Source organism: Aeromonas dhakensis (assembly GCF_002285935.1).
Lineage (GTDB): Bacteria > Pseudomonadota > Gammaproteobacteria > Enterobacterales > Aeromonadaceae > Aeromonas > Aeromonas dhakensis.
In genome coordinates, this window is record NZ_CP023141.1 from 4,560,406 (window position 1) to 4,575,509 (window position 15,104).

At 56.4% G+C, this 15,104-nt stretch carries 12 protein-coding genes and 3 tRNA genes; 9 read left to right on the top strand and 6 right to left on the bottom strand.

The features are described 5' to 3' along the window. The first annotated feature begins 27 nt into the window (after positions 1 to 27). From CK627_RS21080 to CK627_RS21090, 3 genes are read left to right on the top strand one after another with little or no spacing between them, the layout of a single operon-like run. Positions 28 to 831 (top strand): CheR family methyltransferase, encoded by an 804-nt coding sequence (locus CK627_RS21080; protein WP_017779178.1) that lies wholly within the window; start codon positions 28 to 30, stop codon positions 829 to 831. A 10-nt stretch (positions 832 to 841) separates the two neighbouring features. Continuing rightward, positions 842 to 1,312, top strand: a complete 471-nt coding sequence (gene cheD, locus CK627_RS21085; RefSeq protein WP_005303792.1) for a chemoreceptor glutamine deamidase CheD — start codon at positions 842 to 844, stop codon at positions 1,310 to 1,312. A gap of 10 nt (positions 1,313 to 1,322) precedes the next feature. Then, positions 1,323 to 2,384 (top strand): protein-glutamate methylesterase/protein-glutamine glutaminase, encoded by a 1,062-nt coding sequence (locus CK627_RS21090; RefSeq protein ID WP_010634881.1) that lies wholly within the window; start codon positions 1,323 to 1,325, stop codon positions 2,382 to 2,384. A 46-nt stretch (positions 2,385 to 2,430) separates the two neighbouring features. Here the strand turns inward: CK627_RS21090 and CK627_RS21095 are convergent, their stop codons facing one another. Then, on the bottom strand, positions 2,431 to 3,663 hold the full coding sequence (locus CK627_RS21095; RefSeq protein WP_167385397.1) for a cysteine desulfurase-like protein: 1,233 nt from the start codon (positions 3,661 to 3,663) through the stop codon (positions 2,431 to 2,433). A gap of 335 nt (positions 3,664 to 3,998) precedes the next feature. Between CK627_RS21095 and CK627_RS21100 the strand changes: the two genes are divergently transcribed. From CK627_RS21100 to CK627_RS21115, 4 genes are all read left to right on the top strand, one after another. Further along, positions 3,999 to 4,083, top strand: a tRNA-Tyr gene (locus CK627_RS21100). 31 nt (positions 4,084 to 4,114) lie between these two features. Beyond that, a tRNA-Tyr gene (locus tag CK627_RS21105) sits at positions 4,115 to 4,199 on the top strand. A 31-nt stretch (positions 4,200 to 4,230) separates the two neighbouring features. After that, a tRNA-Tyr gene (locus CK627_RS21110) sits at positions 4,231 to 4,315 on the top strand. Positions 4,316 to 4,448: 133 nt separating this feature from the next. Next, a complete protein-coding gene (locus CK627_RS21115) occupies positions 4,449 to 4,724 on the top strand; it encodes a hypothetical protein (protein WP_095593312.1) in 276 nt (91 codons plus the stop codon). Between the two features lie 8 nt (positions 4,725 to 4,732). Here CK627_RS21115 and CK627_RS21120 read toward each other — a convergent pair whose 3' ends face one another. After that, positions 4,733 to 7,969, bottom strand: coding sequence for a response regulator (locus CK627_RS21120; protein WP_254425373.1), 3,237 nt, complete (start codon positions 7,967 to 7,969; stop codon positions 4,733 to 4,735). 314 nt (positions 7,970 to 8,283) lie between these two features. Here CK627_RS21120 and CK627_RS21125 point away from each other — a divergent pair, with 314 nt between their 5' ends. Beyond that, entirely contained in the window at positions 8,284 to 8,922 is a 639-nt protein-coding gene (locus CK627_RS21125; protein WP_095593314.1) for a response regulator, read from the top strand. A gap of 61 nt (positions 8,923 to 8,983) precedes the next feature. Here CK627_RS21125 and CK627_RS22760 read toward each other — a convergent pair whose 3' ends face one another. From CK627_RS22760 to CK627_RS21145, 4 genes are all read right to left on the bottom strand, one after another. After that, positions 8,984 to 10,255 carry a hypothetical protein gene (locus CK627_RS22760; RefSeq protein ID WP_157737216.1) on the bottom strand — a complete coding sequence of 424 codons (1,272 nt, stop codon included), beginning with the start codon at positions 10,253 to 10,255 and terminating at the stop codon, positions 8,984 to 8,986. After that, on the bottom strand, positions 10,207 to 12,633 hold the full coding sequence (locus CK627_RS21135) for a TcfC E-set like domain-containing protein (protein ID WP_095593316.1): 2,427 nt from the start codon (positions 12,631 to 12,633) through the stop codon (positions 10,207 to 10,209). Before CK627_RS21135 ends, CK627_RS22760 begins: the two co-directional genes overlap by 49 nt. A gap of 76 nt (positions 12,634 to 12,709) precedes the next feature. After that, positions 12,710 to 13,201: a CS1 type fimbrial major subunit gene (locus CK627_RS21140; protein ID WP_095593317.1), complete on the bottom strand. Its 492-nt coding sequence runs from the start codon at positions 13,199 to 13,201 to the stop codon at positions 12,710 to 12,712. Positions 13,202 to 13,246: 45 nt separating this feature from the next. Further along, on the bottom strand, positions 13,247 to 13,942 hold the full coding sequence (locus CK627_RS21145; RefSeq protein ID WP_095593318.1) for a hypothetical protein: 696 nt from the start codon (positions 13,940 to 13,942) through the stop codon (positions 13,247 to 13,249). A 230-nt stretch (positions 13,943 to 14,172) separates the two neighbouring features. Here CK627_RS21145 and CK627_RS21150 point away from each other — a divergent pair, with 230 nt between their 5' ends. Next, a complete protein-coding gene (locus CK627_RS21150) occupies positions 14,173 to 14,910 on the top strand; it encodes an EAL domain-containing protein (RefSeq protein WP_095593319.1) in 738 nt (245 codons plus the stop codon). Positions 14,911 to 15,104: the final 194 nt, after the last annotated feature.

The window sequence follows — 15,104 nt, forward strand, 5'->3', positions numbered from 1 at the left end:
CACCCCGTTTGTTTCGGGAGTCCTTCCGTGTATCAGACCCAGTTGCATGATGATGAATTTGCGCAGTTTCAACGCTGGATCCACCAGACGGCGGGGATCGATCTGTCGCCGGCCAAGAAGGCCCTGGTCGCCAGCCGATTGTCAAAACGGCTCTGTTACTATGAGCTGGAGAGCTATGGCGACTATTTCAGCCTGATCATGCACAACCGCGGCAGTGAACTGCAGATTGCGCTCGATCTGCTCACCACCAACGAGACCTACTTTTTTCGCGAACCCAAGCACTTCGAATTTCTCGGTAACAAGGTGCTGCGCCAGTTGCCAAAAGAGCGGATGGTTCGGATCTGGAGCGCAGCCAGCTCTTCCGGCGAAGAGCCCTACAGCCTGGCCATGACCCTGGCCGACCATCTGGAGCTGGGTAACTGGGAAGTGATCGCCTCGGATATCTCGACCCGGGTGCTGGAGCAGGCGAGAACGGGGCTCTATCCCATTGAACGGGCCCACAACATCCCGCTGCCATTGTTGATGAAGTACTGCCTGAAGGGGGTCGGCTTTCAGGAAGGCACCTTCATCATCGATCGCAAGCTGCGCGAGAAAGTGCAGTTTTACCATATCAACCTGAATCAGGAGTTGCCTGACATCGGGCTGTTCGACGTCATCCTGATCCGCAACGTGATGATCTATTTCAACCGGGAAACCAAGGGACAGGTACTGCAACGGCTGGTGCCGCGCCTGAGAAAAGGGGGCTATCTCATCGTCAGTCACGCCGAGAGCCTGAACGGCCTGCCCCACGGCCTGCAACTGGTATCCCCTTCCATCTATTTGAAACCTTGAGTTTTTCAGTATGAAAGAGGTCATGCTGCAACCGGGTGAGTTCTTCTTTGGGCAGGATGACGCCATCATCCGCACCCATCTTGGCTCCTGCGTGGCCATTACCATGTGGCATCCGGAGCAGAAGCGAGGTGGCATGTGCCATTACATGCTGCCCAGCCGCGGCCACAGCGCACCGAGTCTGGACGGTCGTTATGCCGATGAGGCAATCCAGCTGTTTATCCACGAAATAGGGAAGCACCCCGCCCCCATCCACGAATACGAGGTCAAACTGTTTGGCGGCGGCAACATGTTTATCGAACAGCAAACGCTCAACACCATGAATGTGGCCATCAAGAACATCAAGGCGGCCTGGCAGCTGACCCAGCACCTGGGCCTGACCATCAAGGCCCATCATCTTGGCCATGCGGGACACAGAAGTCTGATTTTCGAGCTGGCCAACGGCAATGTCTGGGTGCGTCATCATCGCTTGCCACACCGCTAAGGGGACGGGAATGAAACAGATAAGAGTCATGCTGGTGGATGATTCCGCCGTGGTGAGGCAGGTGTTGCAGGCCATTCTCGAGCAGGAGCCCGATATCAAGGTGATTGCCACCGCCTCCGACCCGCTGTTTGCACAAGAGAAACTGAAGAAGGAGTGGCCAGACGTGATCGTGCTGGACGTGGAGATGCCACGCATGGATGGCATCACCTTCCTCACCAAGATCATGGCCGAGCATCCCACCCCAGTGGTGATCTGCTCCTCCCTGACCGAGAAGGGGGCTGAAACCACGCTGCAGGCGATGGCCGCCGGCGCCGTCGACATCATCACCAAGCCCACGGTCGGTCTGAAAAGCTTCCTGCAAGAGTCGGCGCAAGAGCTGGCCATGGCGGTGCGCGCCGCCGCCCAGGCCAATGTCAGACGCCAAGTCAGAACCCAGTCCACCACGGTCGCCCCCAAGCTCAATGCCGACGCCATCATGGCGCCGGCCAGCCAGCATGCCATGGCCCAGACCACGGAGCGGATCGTGGCGATCGGCACCTCCACCGGCGGCACCCAGGCACTGGAGGCCGTGCTGACTACCCTACCCCGGGTCTGCCCCGGCATCGTCATCGTGCAGCACATGCCGGAGAAGTTCACAGCCTCCTTTGCCGAGCGGCTCAACAACCTGTGCCAGATAGAGGTGCGGGAGGCCAGAAGCAACGATCGGGTGATCCCCGGGCTCGCGCTCATCGCCCCCGGCGGCAAGCACATGCTGCTCAAGCGCAGCGGCGCCTACTATCACGTCGACGTGATGGACGGCCCCCTCATCAACCGCCACCGTCCTTCGGTGGACGTGCTGTTTCGCTCGGTGGCCAAGTTTGCCGGCAGCAATGCCACCGGCATCATCATGACCGGGATGGGAGATGACGGTGCGCGCGGGCTGCGCGAGATGCTGGAGGCAGGTGCCAATACCTTTGCCCAGGATGAGGCCTCCTGCGTGGTCTTCGGCATGCCCAAGGAGGCCATCAAGCTCGGCGCCGCCCGCCATGTCCTGCCGCTGCAGGATATCCATCACGCCATCGTGGGACGCTAGCAGACAGATGAAACAACACAGCCCGGTCTGACCGGGCTGTGTTGTTTCAATGCGGCATGTCGTCGAGCAGGGCGAACAGGCGATCAATCTCCGCCGAGGTGTTGTAGTGCATGCAACCTATTCGCAGCACACCGTCGCTCACCCCCAGCTGCTCCACCAGCGCCAGCGCATAGAAGTGGCCGGCCCAGCTGCATACCTGATGTTGCCCCAGAAACTCGGCCATCTCGGCCGGACTATGACGGCTTGAAGTGAGGGCGAAGGTAGGAGTGCGCCCCTTGCTGCCCTGAATGCCGTGCAGGGTGAACCAGGGGCGCTCGGCCAGCCTGGCCAGCAGATGCTCGCTGAGCTGCCGCTCATGGGCCTGGCTGCGGGCAAACGCCAGATCGAGGCGAGCTTCCAGCTCGTGCTCGGCGCCGTCCAGCCCGGACAAGGAGGCTAGATACTCTACGGTCGCCTCTACTCCGGCCAGCGCCTCCCAGCTCTGGGTACCGGTTTCCCACTTGTAGGGCGCCACATTTTTGGCCGGTTCAACCTTGTAGGGGGTGAAATGCGCCAGGTGGCGATGCTTGCCGAAGAGGATGCCGAGGTGCGGGCCGAAAAACTTGTAGGCGGAACAACCGAGGAAGTCGCAATCCCAGGCCTGCACGTCGATGCGCTCATGGGGCGCAAAGTGCACTGCATCTACATAGAGCAGGGCCCCCACCCCGTGCACCGCATCGGCGATACGCGGAATATCGACCAGAGTGCCTGTGGTGTTGGAGGCCGCCGTCACCGCCACCAGCCGGGTTTTGGGCCCGAGCAGGCTGAACAGATGCGCATAGTCCAACCCCCCGGTCGTCACATCTACTCTTGCCTGATGCACTACCACGCCGCGATCCGCTGCCGCTTGCTGCCAGCTGGAGACGTTGGAGTAGTGATCGAGCGCGCTGACGATAATCTCGTCCCCCGCCTGCCACTCCCTGGCCAAGGCACGACTCAGCGCAAAGGTCAGGGTGGTGAAGTTGGCGCCGAACACTATCTCTTCAGCCCGCTCCGCCCCCAGCAAGGCCGCCACCGCCAGCCTGGCCCGCAGGGCCTGCTGCTCGGTCGCCCTGGCCGAAAAAAAGGGGCCGCCCAGATTGGCGTTGAAGCGGCCGAGGTAATCTGTCATGGCCGTGAGCACGGCGTGTGGTACCTGGGCCCCGCCGGGGCCGTCAAAAAAAACGGGGGTTTTGCCTTCAACCAACTGATTGAGAGCGGGGAACTGGCCGCGCAACACGGCGATATCGAGAGCCTGCATAGGAGAAGTCCACAATCCATGTTAACAGTTGAATAACATGGCGAGAGTAAAATGCGGCAGCAGCAATGTCCATCAGTGAAGCGGTCAGCCATCACACTTACAAAATAAGGTGAATTTTTCAGTATAAAACGCTGCCTGATGGCAACCGACTAGTGCGACACCTCGCCTCGCCACCATCGTGATCAATGCCAGGCAGCAGCAGGGAAGTCGTTGATAAGCGTGAAAAATGAGCGACAAATATCAAAAAATGACCGAATGATACTTTTTTGTCGCCAGATATGCCTGCAAGGGGTTCACAAAGAGCGAAGATCTGATAGTATGCGCCTCGCACTTGGGGAGGGGTTCCCGAGCGGCCAAAGGGATCAGACTGTAAATCTGACGGCTCTGCCTTCGAAGGTTCGAATCCTTCTCCCTCCACCATTCAAGTGCAACAATCAGGAAAATACCCCGTGGAGGGGTTCCCGAGCGGCCAAAGGGATCAGACTGTAAATCTGACGGCTCTGCCTTCGAAGGTTCGAATCCTTCTCCCTCCACCATCTTCCTGAACAATTTGTGTAGTACCCCTGTGGAGGGGTTCCCGAGCGGCCAAAGGGATCAGACTGTAAATCTGACGGCTCTGCCTTCGAAGGTTCGAATCCTTCTCCCTCCACCATCATTCAGAAAACCCGGCCTAGTGCCGGGTTTTCGCTTTTCATGCATCTATTCATTTGACACTGTCAGATCTGACAATTGCCTGTGGGCCCGCTTTTGGAAACAGTATTGCCATATCGTTCAAGGACATGACCATGTTTGAGATCTGGGATGAAGCAGGGCAGGCGAAAGGATTGAACCTGCAGCAGTTGCAGCAGCGGCTGACCAGCTACCGGGGTGAGGTGATGGTGCGTTATATCAACCGCATCGGCTTGCCGACCACCCTGTTCCTGACGGTCGACAAGGGCCTCGCCTATCAGCGTTTCAAGGCCGACACCCCCCTGCTCGACTGGGACTGGCTGGCACAGGCTAGCTTGACTGCACTTCATGAAGCCACCCCGCTTTACCCGCTGGAAGCCATCAGCCGCTGACCCCGGATTCAAGGCGAGTCAGTGTGCTCAACGAGTGCCGCCAGCTCATCGACCAGTTGGTGGAGCACATCGCGAAATGCTGTCAGCGCTGCCTCACAGCTTGCCCGGCCCCCCTTACGAATGTGTTCTTCCAGCTGCCAAGCCTGTTCTGCCACCCCGTCCACCCTCATCATGGCGATCGTCCCCGCCTGTCGATGCACCCAGTTGGCGAGTGATTTGTCATCTTCATGCTCCAAGGCTAGGGATTGCATCAATTCCTGACGAAACGATGCCATCATTTTCACAAATGAAGGGCCAATGCCAAACGCTGTCTGTAGCAGATCCACATCAAGCAATCTGGGCTGCGCCAGGACATCCCATTTCATCAACATCTGACGCAGCCCATCCATCAGCACGGGTTTCCCCAGCACGTCATCCATTCCAGCCGCCAGGCAGCGTGTGGCCTGCTCGGGCATGACATTCGCGGTCATGGCGATGATCAGCAATCGCTCATTCCCTTCATTCGCCCGCACCCTACGTGCGAACTCATAACCATCCATCACCGGCATCTGGCAGTCACAGAGCACCAGATCATAAGAGTGCTGGGCGACCATCTCGAGAGCCTGCCGACCGTGCTCCGCCAGATCGCAGCTCACATCAAGTTGCCTGAGCTGGCGCATCACCAGTGCCTGATTAAGCGGATTGTCCTCAACCAGCAGAACCCGATGAGGCAGCAACGGCCGGCTCTTTGCCTCCTCTCGCGCAAGTTGTTGCCCCGGTCCCTCTCTGAGGTCCAACTGACGGTGACACACGGCCCTGACCGCGTGCCAGGTCATGGGATTGCTGTTGAGCAGACATGTCCCCTCCTCATAGCGATAGCCAAGGGGAGTCGCCAACGGCACTACACGGATGGTCCCCTCGCTGACCTGTTCATGGTCACTGAAGTGCAATCTGGCATGTTGCCACTCGTGGACGACTACCACACCCAGCGCATCAAGGTGCAGTTGCAGCGCGTGGCACGCCTTCTCGTCATCCAGCTCGACATGTGCACTGACCCCCTCAAGACGAGGATCTGGTTCGCTTTGTGCCAGCACCGGCAAAGTGACCGTCAGGCTGATAAAGGTACCGAGCCCAGGAGCACTCTCCAGCCGGATCTCGCCAGCCATGAGCGTCGCCAGGGTTTGGCTGATGCTCAGTCCCAATCCAGAGCCGCCATAACTGCGGGTGGTCGAGCCATCGGCCTGTTCGAACGCATTGAAGATCCGCTGCTGGGCTTCAGGACCCATGCCGATACCGCTGTCACGCACACCAAAGCAGAGGGTTTGCCGCCCCGCGTCCTGATGCACCAGTCGAAGCGATAGCTCGACAAATCCCTGCTCGGTGAACTTGATGGCATTGCTGACAAAGTTGAAGAGGATCTGGCCCAGCCGCAGCGCATCACCACTCACCCGGGCAGCCACCTCGGCATCGGTCCACAGATAGACCCGTAGCCCTTTGCGATGCACCTCGCTCAGCGTCATGGTCAACACGCTGTCTACCAGCTCGCGCAGCAGAAACGGCTCCTCGCTGAGGATCATCTTGCCCGCCTCCAGCTTGGCGTAGTCGAGCACGTTGTCGATAAGGGCGTGCAGACCCCGTGCGCCACGGTTGATGATCTCCACCATCTGGCGCTGATCCTCGCTCAACCCGGTCAGGGAGAGTTGCTCCGCCATGCCCATGATGCCGTTCATGGGGGTGCGGATCTCGTGGCTCATGGTGGCCAGAAACTCTCCCCTCATGGTGGCCGCAGATTCCGCACGCGCTTTCGCACTGGCCAGCGCTGCCTCCACCTGTCGACGCCTGCCGATTTCCTGGCGAAGACGCCAATAGGCGATGAAGAGCACCAGGATAAAGAGAGAGATCCCCGACCCCAGCGGGATCAAGGTGCGTATCAGCTGCTGCCACGGCACCCCCTCGCTGTAGTTCAATGCCAACCAGGTATTGCGGATCTGCCGTCGCTCCTTGTCGCTCATACTGGCCAGCACCCGGTTGACCAAGGGCAGAAGCGGGGCATAGGGCTCACGTACCGCCACCACCAGTTCATCCTTGAAAGGAGAGGGCGCCGCAATGTGCAGCTGATCCTCAAACTGCTCCGCAATCAGCCGCGACACCACCACCAGATTGCCGATGTAGGCATCCCCCTTCCCATCGGCAACCGCCGTCAATCCCTCGCTGGCGTTGCGGGTCACCATCAGCGTCGTATCCGGCAACAGCGCCTTGAGCTGCGGGATCAGCATGCTGTCGGTCAGCAGCAGGCGTTTGCCCGCCAGATCAGTGATGTCCCCGATGGGATGGCTGTCGCGTGCCGTCACCAACACCATGGGAAAAGCGGAAAAAACTGTACTCCCGTGCCATCCTGCCAGCCGCTCGACAATCCGCACAGGCAACACCGTCATATCGATTTCGTGGTGCAGCAGCAACTGCTGCAGATCGGGCCAGCTCTTCACGGGCAGATTGTGATAAGCCAACCCCAGCTTCTCGCGCAGCAACGAGAGGTAATCGGCGATCAACCCGCTCCATCCACCCTCTTTATCCTGCATGGAAAAGGGGCTCCACCCCGGGATCAGGCCAAGCTTCATGGGAGGGAGCGTCGACAACCAGGTTCGCTCGTCAGGTCGCAGCAAAAAACCGCTGTGCCCCATGAATTGGGGTGTGATGCTCTCCCCCAGCCAGCGCTGTTCAAGGGCGCCACGCTCTTCAACCGTCAGCGACTGGATGGCCGTATTGAGCCGTATGGCCAAACCGGGTTTGTTGCGGTTGACCCCAAGATGCAGCGTCTCCATCAACAGGGGGGACTGGGCCACCACCACCAGCCCCGGATGGTGCTTGATAAACAGATTGACCACATGCAGGTTGCCTATATAGGCATCGGCCTCCCCCTGCTCAACGGCCATCAAGGCGCTGCGGGTATCAACCACCAGCAATGGAGAGACATTCGGGTAGTGCAGCCTGATCAGTTTTTCCGTTAAAAAGCCCTTTTCGATAGCCACGCTTGCCTGTGGCAAACGGCTGACATCCTGAAACAGGTCACTGTCCTGGCGCACCACCACCACGGTCGGCGAAGTGTAATAGGGCAAGCTAAACGAGATACATTGCCGCTTGTCGGTACTGAAGGCATCAAGCAGGATATCCACCTTGCCCCGGCAGGCGTCCTGATACATCTTGCGCCAGCTGGGGTATACATGCCAGACCACCTGATAGTCCAGCCTGGCCGCCAGCTGCAACATCAGATCGACGCTGAAACCGGAGGGCGCCTGACCATCCCATTGCTGAAAGGCTCCCCACCCTCCGGCCATGATGCCGACATCTATGGTCTGGCGGGTCGGCGCCTCTGCCGCCAACGAGATGGGCATCTGCAAAAAGACCCATGTGGCCAGGATAAACCTGTTTATTAGCGGCAACCTCACGCAATATATATTCATCAGAGTTCAACACCGCGTCAAAAATGAAACCATCCCCTATAAAAGGGTGCATAGCGTAGTATAGACGTGCTAAATTTAACGGACTTAATATTATTCCATGATTTATAAAAGGCTCATTCATGTCCTTCAAGCTGATAATTGCCGATGATCACCCATTGATTCTGACTGGCATACGCAGTCTGATTGAAAAAATAATCCCAAGCTGTGACATAGTGGCAGAGGCATATAGTGTTTCTGATTTATTTATCTTATTAAAACAACACTCGTGCGATCTGCTAATCACCGACTTCAGCATGCCGGGTGATGGGCGCAGTGACGGCTTGGTGATGATAGAACAGTTACGCCGGGAATATCCTCACCTGGCCATTCTCGTACTCACCCAGCTGCACAACAATGCGATATTGCATGCTCTGCTGCAATGCGGTGTTGATGGCCTAATACTGAAAAAATCCGTTATTACTGAATTGTCAGAGGCCGTTCGTCAGGTATTGCAGGGCCACACCTACCTCGGTCATTCGGTAAAAACCTCGCTGGCCGAAGCCGGACTATCCCGTCACACCGAGATCACCCCGCTCACCCCAAAAGAGAGCGAGGTGGTGCGTCTGCTGGCCAGCGGCATGTCGGTCACCCAGGTTGCGGAATACCTTCATCGCAGTGTCAAGACCATCAGCACCCAGAAGAAAAATGCCATGGCAAGGTTGGGTATTACCAGTGACAGCGCCCTTTTTGAATATGCAAAAATTCATGGCCTATATTAAAAAAAAGTTGATTTTGTTTGCAATCCATTATATTAGAGTAATCATGGTGCATTGGTAATGGTCAGATTGCCGCTTCAATTATGATCGTGATATCTCCTTTGTAACGCCCACCAGGGTGCTTCATCATTTCTGAAACCTGTGCACCCTTTATTTCAAATTTGAATGGCCGCTCATCACCCGATAGAATGGAGTGACCATAATAATTTTCATCTTTATCTGGATATATTAGATATTGACGAGAATGCATCCCTGTAGCATAGACATCAACAGGGACAGAGTGATTTGCTCGTTCATTTTTAATCAAACAGCGATCTCCACTACTATTTATATATTGGCATTTCAGTCGTACATTATAGGGTGCAGAGGCCCAGATTCTGGCTGCTAATGTTGCCGTTAATGTGTCTGGCGCATGACCATTTTTACGATATATCCAGTTATTCCATCCTCTAACTGGCTGAAGGTCTACTGTTTTTTCTTTCATGGGGAAAACAACTTTAAGCTGATGCCTAACAACAAGTGTCAAGTTTATTACCAGTTGATTATCTGTATATGTACCATTACCGAAACTAAGATCGCCATCCTTTCCTAAAGATAATGTAATACTTCCTTTGTATATGCCGTTAGGCATACCAATAGGTGAAGGTGGTTTTATTTTGAAGCCAAAAAAAAAGCCCTTTATGGTTCCATTAGAAAGCAGAGATGACTTGGTATAACATCTATTTCCAGCCTCACCTTTCCATAACATCATCCAATGCGACAAGAAGTTACCGCCTCCGATATGTTTATCGATATGACTGCACCCCCCAAGCGGATTAGATAATACATTATTGTAGAATGGCCAACCAATATCAGTATTTATATCTGAGTTATAAAATACCCCCATCATTTTGGGGACAAATGACGCGGAAAAACTCACCCCATCACCTGAAACCAACACTATATTCCTCTCTCTTGGGAAACCTAAGAAAAAAAATGAATCCTTGGGATCTGAAAACTCAACAATAGTTCTTCTCTTCACATCAGCATCGATAGAAAACAATAAGTTATCGAGTGGTGAGATGCTACCATCACAATCAGCCAGCCAAATCCACCCAGTCAATTTTTCACACTTGGTTGTACTCTTGAACAAACTATCACTTATATCATATGACTTCGGTTTATACTCAGCAGTCACCTCTATTGTTTTAGAAAAAGCATTACCGGAGAGCAGAAAAGTTAATACAAAAATATAAGTTGGCATGGATTCAAAAAAAGGCAAATAAAAATCACTAGCTCTTAACTTAATCATTTGGTAGATACCATGCTTTGATTTACAACCCTCAATGATGAACATGTCAACTCACCTAATAGAATAATATCTGTTTCCTCAATACTCCCCTGCTTACCTGCCGGATTGTTGCAATGGAGGGTACCATTATGTTCCACGGTAAATTCCGGCTGCCGTCGGCTCGCCTCTAACGCAAAGAAGCCATCGTTTTCGGTAAATGCCCGCCCTATGGGGTTACTGACCATGGCACCACGCAGTGGCTGGCTTTGCTCATCCAGCAGGCGACCAATCACAGTGACGGTACTTATGGCATTCACCTGGCCATAACCCACTCCGCCGCGATTAAGGTGGTAGGGGAGCACGGTGGGCTTGATGGTAAGTGGTGCCCCTTCGTGATCGGCCATCTCCAGTTGCAAGGCGCCACTTTGCAAAGCGGGTACCGAGACCAGATGGCGACCGGGTCCCAGGGTCTGCACGCCGCCCTGATCGTCGCTGACCCAAATTCGCGCCGCCTCGTCATCGGCGTCGATATCGAGGATCATCGCCGCCTCGTTACCCATGGCGCCCATCTCGCGGGAGCCCAGTGCCAGATCCCCTTCCTGTCCCAGCGCCAGCACACTCTCCAGGTTGACGCCGCCGGTCACCTCACCGTTATAGGAGGAGTGCTGGGCAAACAGGTCGCCACCGAGCCAGGGCGCCCCGAAGCGGCCATAGCCGGACAGACCGCTGCCATAGCTGTCTACAGTGCTGCCCAGGCTGATCTGGCGCAGCGGCCCCCAATCCACCTGCTGCTGGTAGTTGAGATAGGCACTGCGCTGGGCACCGCCCGAGCGTGAGGTATTGCTGCCCAGCCCCAGCGACAGCTGGCGATCGTCCCCTCCCAGGTTGACGGTGAGACTGAGCGTGCTGCCGCGATCCCGCTGCAGCGCCGTGCTCTCGCTGCCGGGGCGATCGAACAGGGTCAGCCCCCAGGTCACCCAGCGCCCCCACAATCTGTCGCTGTAGTGCCATCCCAGATCGGCGCTATTGCCGCGACCGGACTGGTGAGAGACATAGAGGCCGAGCGTTCCCCACTTTTCCAGCGACTGCTGCAGTGACAGGCTGGAGCTACGACTTGCCTCCCCCTGCTTGCGCAGGTTGCGCGAATGGCTCGCCACCAGGCTGCTGTTGCCATGCCAATAGATCCCCTGCAGATCATATCCCCAGCCCGAGCCTGCGCTCTGGTTCACGGAAGCAAAGCCCTGAAGCTGGCTGGTGGCCTGCCAGTCGAGCGACAAGGCGTGCTGGGCCCGCCTGTCCACATACTGGCTCCCCGCCCCCACCACCAGCGAGGGGAGCAGCAGATGGTTAACGGCAATGCCACCACTGGCCCCTTCCAGGTCGCTGTCTCCCTGGCGTACCAGCCAGCGGGTCTGGCGTCCGGCAAACAGGTTGAAGCGCCACGGCTCTTCCGGCGTCTGCCAGTTGGCGGGTTTGTAGATCATCTCGCGCCAACGGCGGCTCTCCTGACCATCTTCCAGCAGCCGCAGCTCCACCTCGTAGATGCCCCCTGGCAGGGATTGGGTATCGAGCGCCTGCAGACCCGCGACGACCGGTTGGGACTGGATCAGGCGTCCGTCACGGTAGATCTCCACCAGGCCGGGGCGCGTCGGCGCCACCTGGATCGGCACCATGCTGGCGACCCCGCGTTCCCGGCGCAGCAGATCCGAGCTACCCCACATCACCCCGAGCACAGTGGGCGTCGCACCACTGTAGTAGTTCGGCTGACGCACCAACCCCTGCGCCGAGGGAAAGAAAAAGCCGAGACGATAAAAATTGGCCTCATGGAGCCGTTCTCCATAGACCTGAGCCATCCCCAGATCAGTTGACCCACCCTCTTGCCAGTTGGCATCCCCTTCCATAAAAGGGGTCCACCGCCCCCAGCTACCCTCCAACTGCAGGTTATAGTGGCCGCTGCGCTGGCTGCCCTGCACCAGGTTCAGCTGGTTCTGAACCAGCAGCCCCTTGCTCCCTTTTGGCAGTGCCATAAACCGTTGATCCCGCGCCGCCTGCTCCACCTCACTGGTCAATACAGACAGCTGGGACTCCTCCAGGCTGTATTGCAGCCCAAGGATCCCCTCCGGGCAGCGCGGGTCGCACTCGCCAAGGGGCAGTCTTGTACCCAGTTTGTTCAACCAGCGTTCACGCGCCCCCTCGTCAAACTCGCTCTCCTGCACCTCCAGCAGCGAGAGCAATTGCACCGAGTTATCACGACCGAGCAGCACTTCGCCATCCCCCAGCAGGCGGCCATCGACTGTGACTCGCACCATCAGCGGCACCCCAAAAAAGTGCTCTTCAAACCCTTCCGGCAATTGCCGTGCCTGTTGCAGCAACAGGGCTGGCTCTGCCGCCATCACAGGGGCCGAGAGCAACAACCCAAGCAAGAGAAGATGAGTTCGAACCATGGTCTTCAACCTGTATAAATAGATGCCTCACTAGAAAGGGGCCACGCGGCCCCTTGGGTCTTAATTTGTAATGAATTTAGGTAGCGGGTTGGGCAGGCGGGGCCTCGGATTCAAACATCATGCTGACAATCCCCTGATAGTTGCCGGGCTTGTAGCCACCGGTTGGCGCCGCAGCGGGGATGATCTCCAGCCCGACCTGTTTGCCGGTACTGGCGTCCGCCTGGTTCAACAAATCTTGAGACGCGGTAGTCAGTGCCGTACCTGCCACCTTGACCGTCAGGCCGATGCTCTCCTTGCCGCTGGCCATCGTCGCGGGATAGACCAGATAGCCCTTGATGGAGCCCAGGGTGCTCTTCATCTCCAGTTGCTTGGCCAAAGGATCCAGCTTCTGGCTAAAGGGGTTGAAGGTCAGTTTCTGCGGGGTATTCATCCAGTCCCCGACCGGCTGCACATAAAATTTGTCAGTCGGGATCTGCGCCGTCACCGTTACCGTATGCTCGACCTGCTCGGCCGCCATTAGGGTTCCGCTTGCCAACAACAGTGCGGGGGCGAACCATAACCTCTTCATAACCACTCCTTATTCTTTGATGATATTCATATGGCATATCGCTATTCAGAATTTGAACTCCTTGAATACCGACTGCTTTCCTTCTATCAGTTCAAAACGAACCGTACTGGCGGCATCTTGGCTGACCCGTTTTTTAACGCCGGGCAGCAGATGCAGCTTCTCCGGTTGGCTGCATGACGTTATGTCACACACCTCCAGATAATCGAGAACCACGGTGGCATTGCCGAGGTTCTGCACATAAAGGGCACCATCTTCACGCACCATTCGCGTGTCGTAACGGGGCACTTTTGGGGCAACAAACAAAATGGTGCCATAACCGGTCATAATGCTGACACCGGCGCTGAGATGTGACTTCAAGGGTAATTCTGTTATTTCATCCCCCTGTGGTTTGACCGGCACAAAGCGCACCCGAAAATAACGTTCCCGATCCCGCTCGCCCATATAGATAAAGCGGGTCGCCTGAGAGCCGCCTGCAGGAATAATCAACCGTGATGGACTGGTGACCAGCTGGCGAACGCCTTCCTCCGGTAACTCCCGCTCCTTTGGAACACCATCGGCACCATATACAATCTCGGCCAGCGTTATTTTGATAAAGGCGGTCTCATCACCCATATTCCGGATTCTTTTTAGCTGGGTGTTTTTTTCCGATGACATATAGTCATAGAGAGTACCGACACTGATATCAGTCGACGCCAAGACATGCCCGCAAAAAAACAGCAGCACCCAAAAATATCTCTTCATATTTATTTCACACCAATCAGACATCCACCGCACGCAAGAAATATTTTTATCAATCTGTAGCCATTGGCTCTTATCTTAGTATATGCCCATAAAGCGAATTAATAGGAATGTTCCTATATTGATAGCCATAATAAATTATTAAGCCCGCCGATTATCAGAATACTCCTACAAAGGGTATTGGCTCCCGTAATGTACTATTTGAAGCCATATCTATATTGCGGGTAAGTGCCATGTTTGCATTTAAAGAAGAGTACCCAATAAGTGACATGGCAAGCATTGCGGCCGCAGAGCTTGCTGTGCCCTTCTATCAGCCGATCATAGGGCGGGACCATCAGGTCAAGGGTTATGAGGTGCTGGCCAGACGCTGGGATCCGGCTCAGCTGAGTTATCAGGGCATCGACTTTCTCTCCCTCAGTGAGGATCAATCCCTGCATCTGGACATCGTCATGCTCAGAGCCGTCATGCGGGATCTGCCGACCCTGGCAAAGGCGGGCTCCTATCTGCTCTCCATCAACCTCAACCCGACCCTGAGCAGCCCCACCTATCAGAACCTGTTGTTGCTGGTGCTGATCCAGGCGCGCAAGCTGGGGATCGAGATCTGGTTCGAGGTGCTGGAGCATGCCCCGCTGCACCCTCCGCATCGGGCGCTGATCGAGGTGCTGCGCGAGCACGGTGCCCACATCGCCTGCGACGATTTTGGCACCCAGGCCTGCAACTTCCAGCGAGTGATGGCGCTACCCTACGAGATCATCAAGCTGGATCGCTCCCTGCTGCTGCAAGCCAGCAAGACACCCCATGCCCTGCGCATGCTGACCGGTCTGGTGGAGTACCTGCAGCGGCTCGGCATCAAGGTGGTGTGCGAAGGGGTCGAAACCCTGCAGCACATCGAGACAGCCAACCGGCTCGGCTGCGACTATCAGCAGGGCTATGCCTACGCCATGCCTTCCCCCCTCTCCCGCTGGGCCTGAGCGGCCCATTTTACCCGTCGACTCGCGCCGGGGATGATTCCCTGCCAAATTGCATGATGCGGTGAGGGCGAGTACAATCTCGCACCCCGTCTATCCGGCCGATGCCGGGTATGCCGTGACCGGGTGTGCGGTGTGAGTATCCACTCCCGGCGCAGCTCAACCCATACGACGCCATCAGGTGGCGCCGTCCTGAT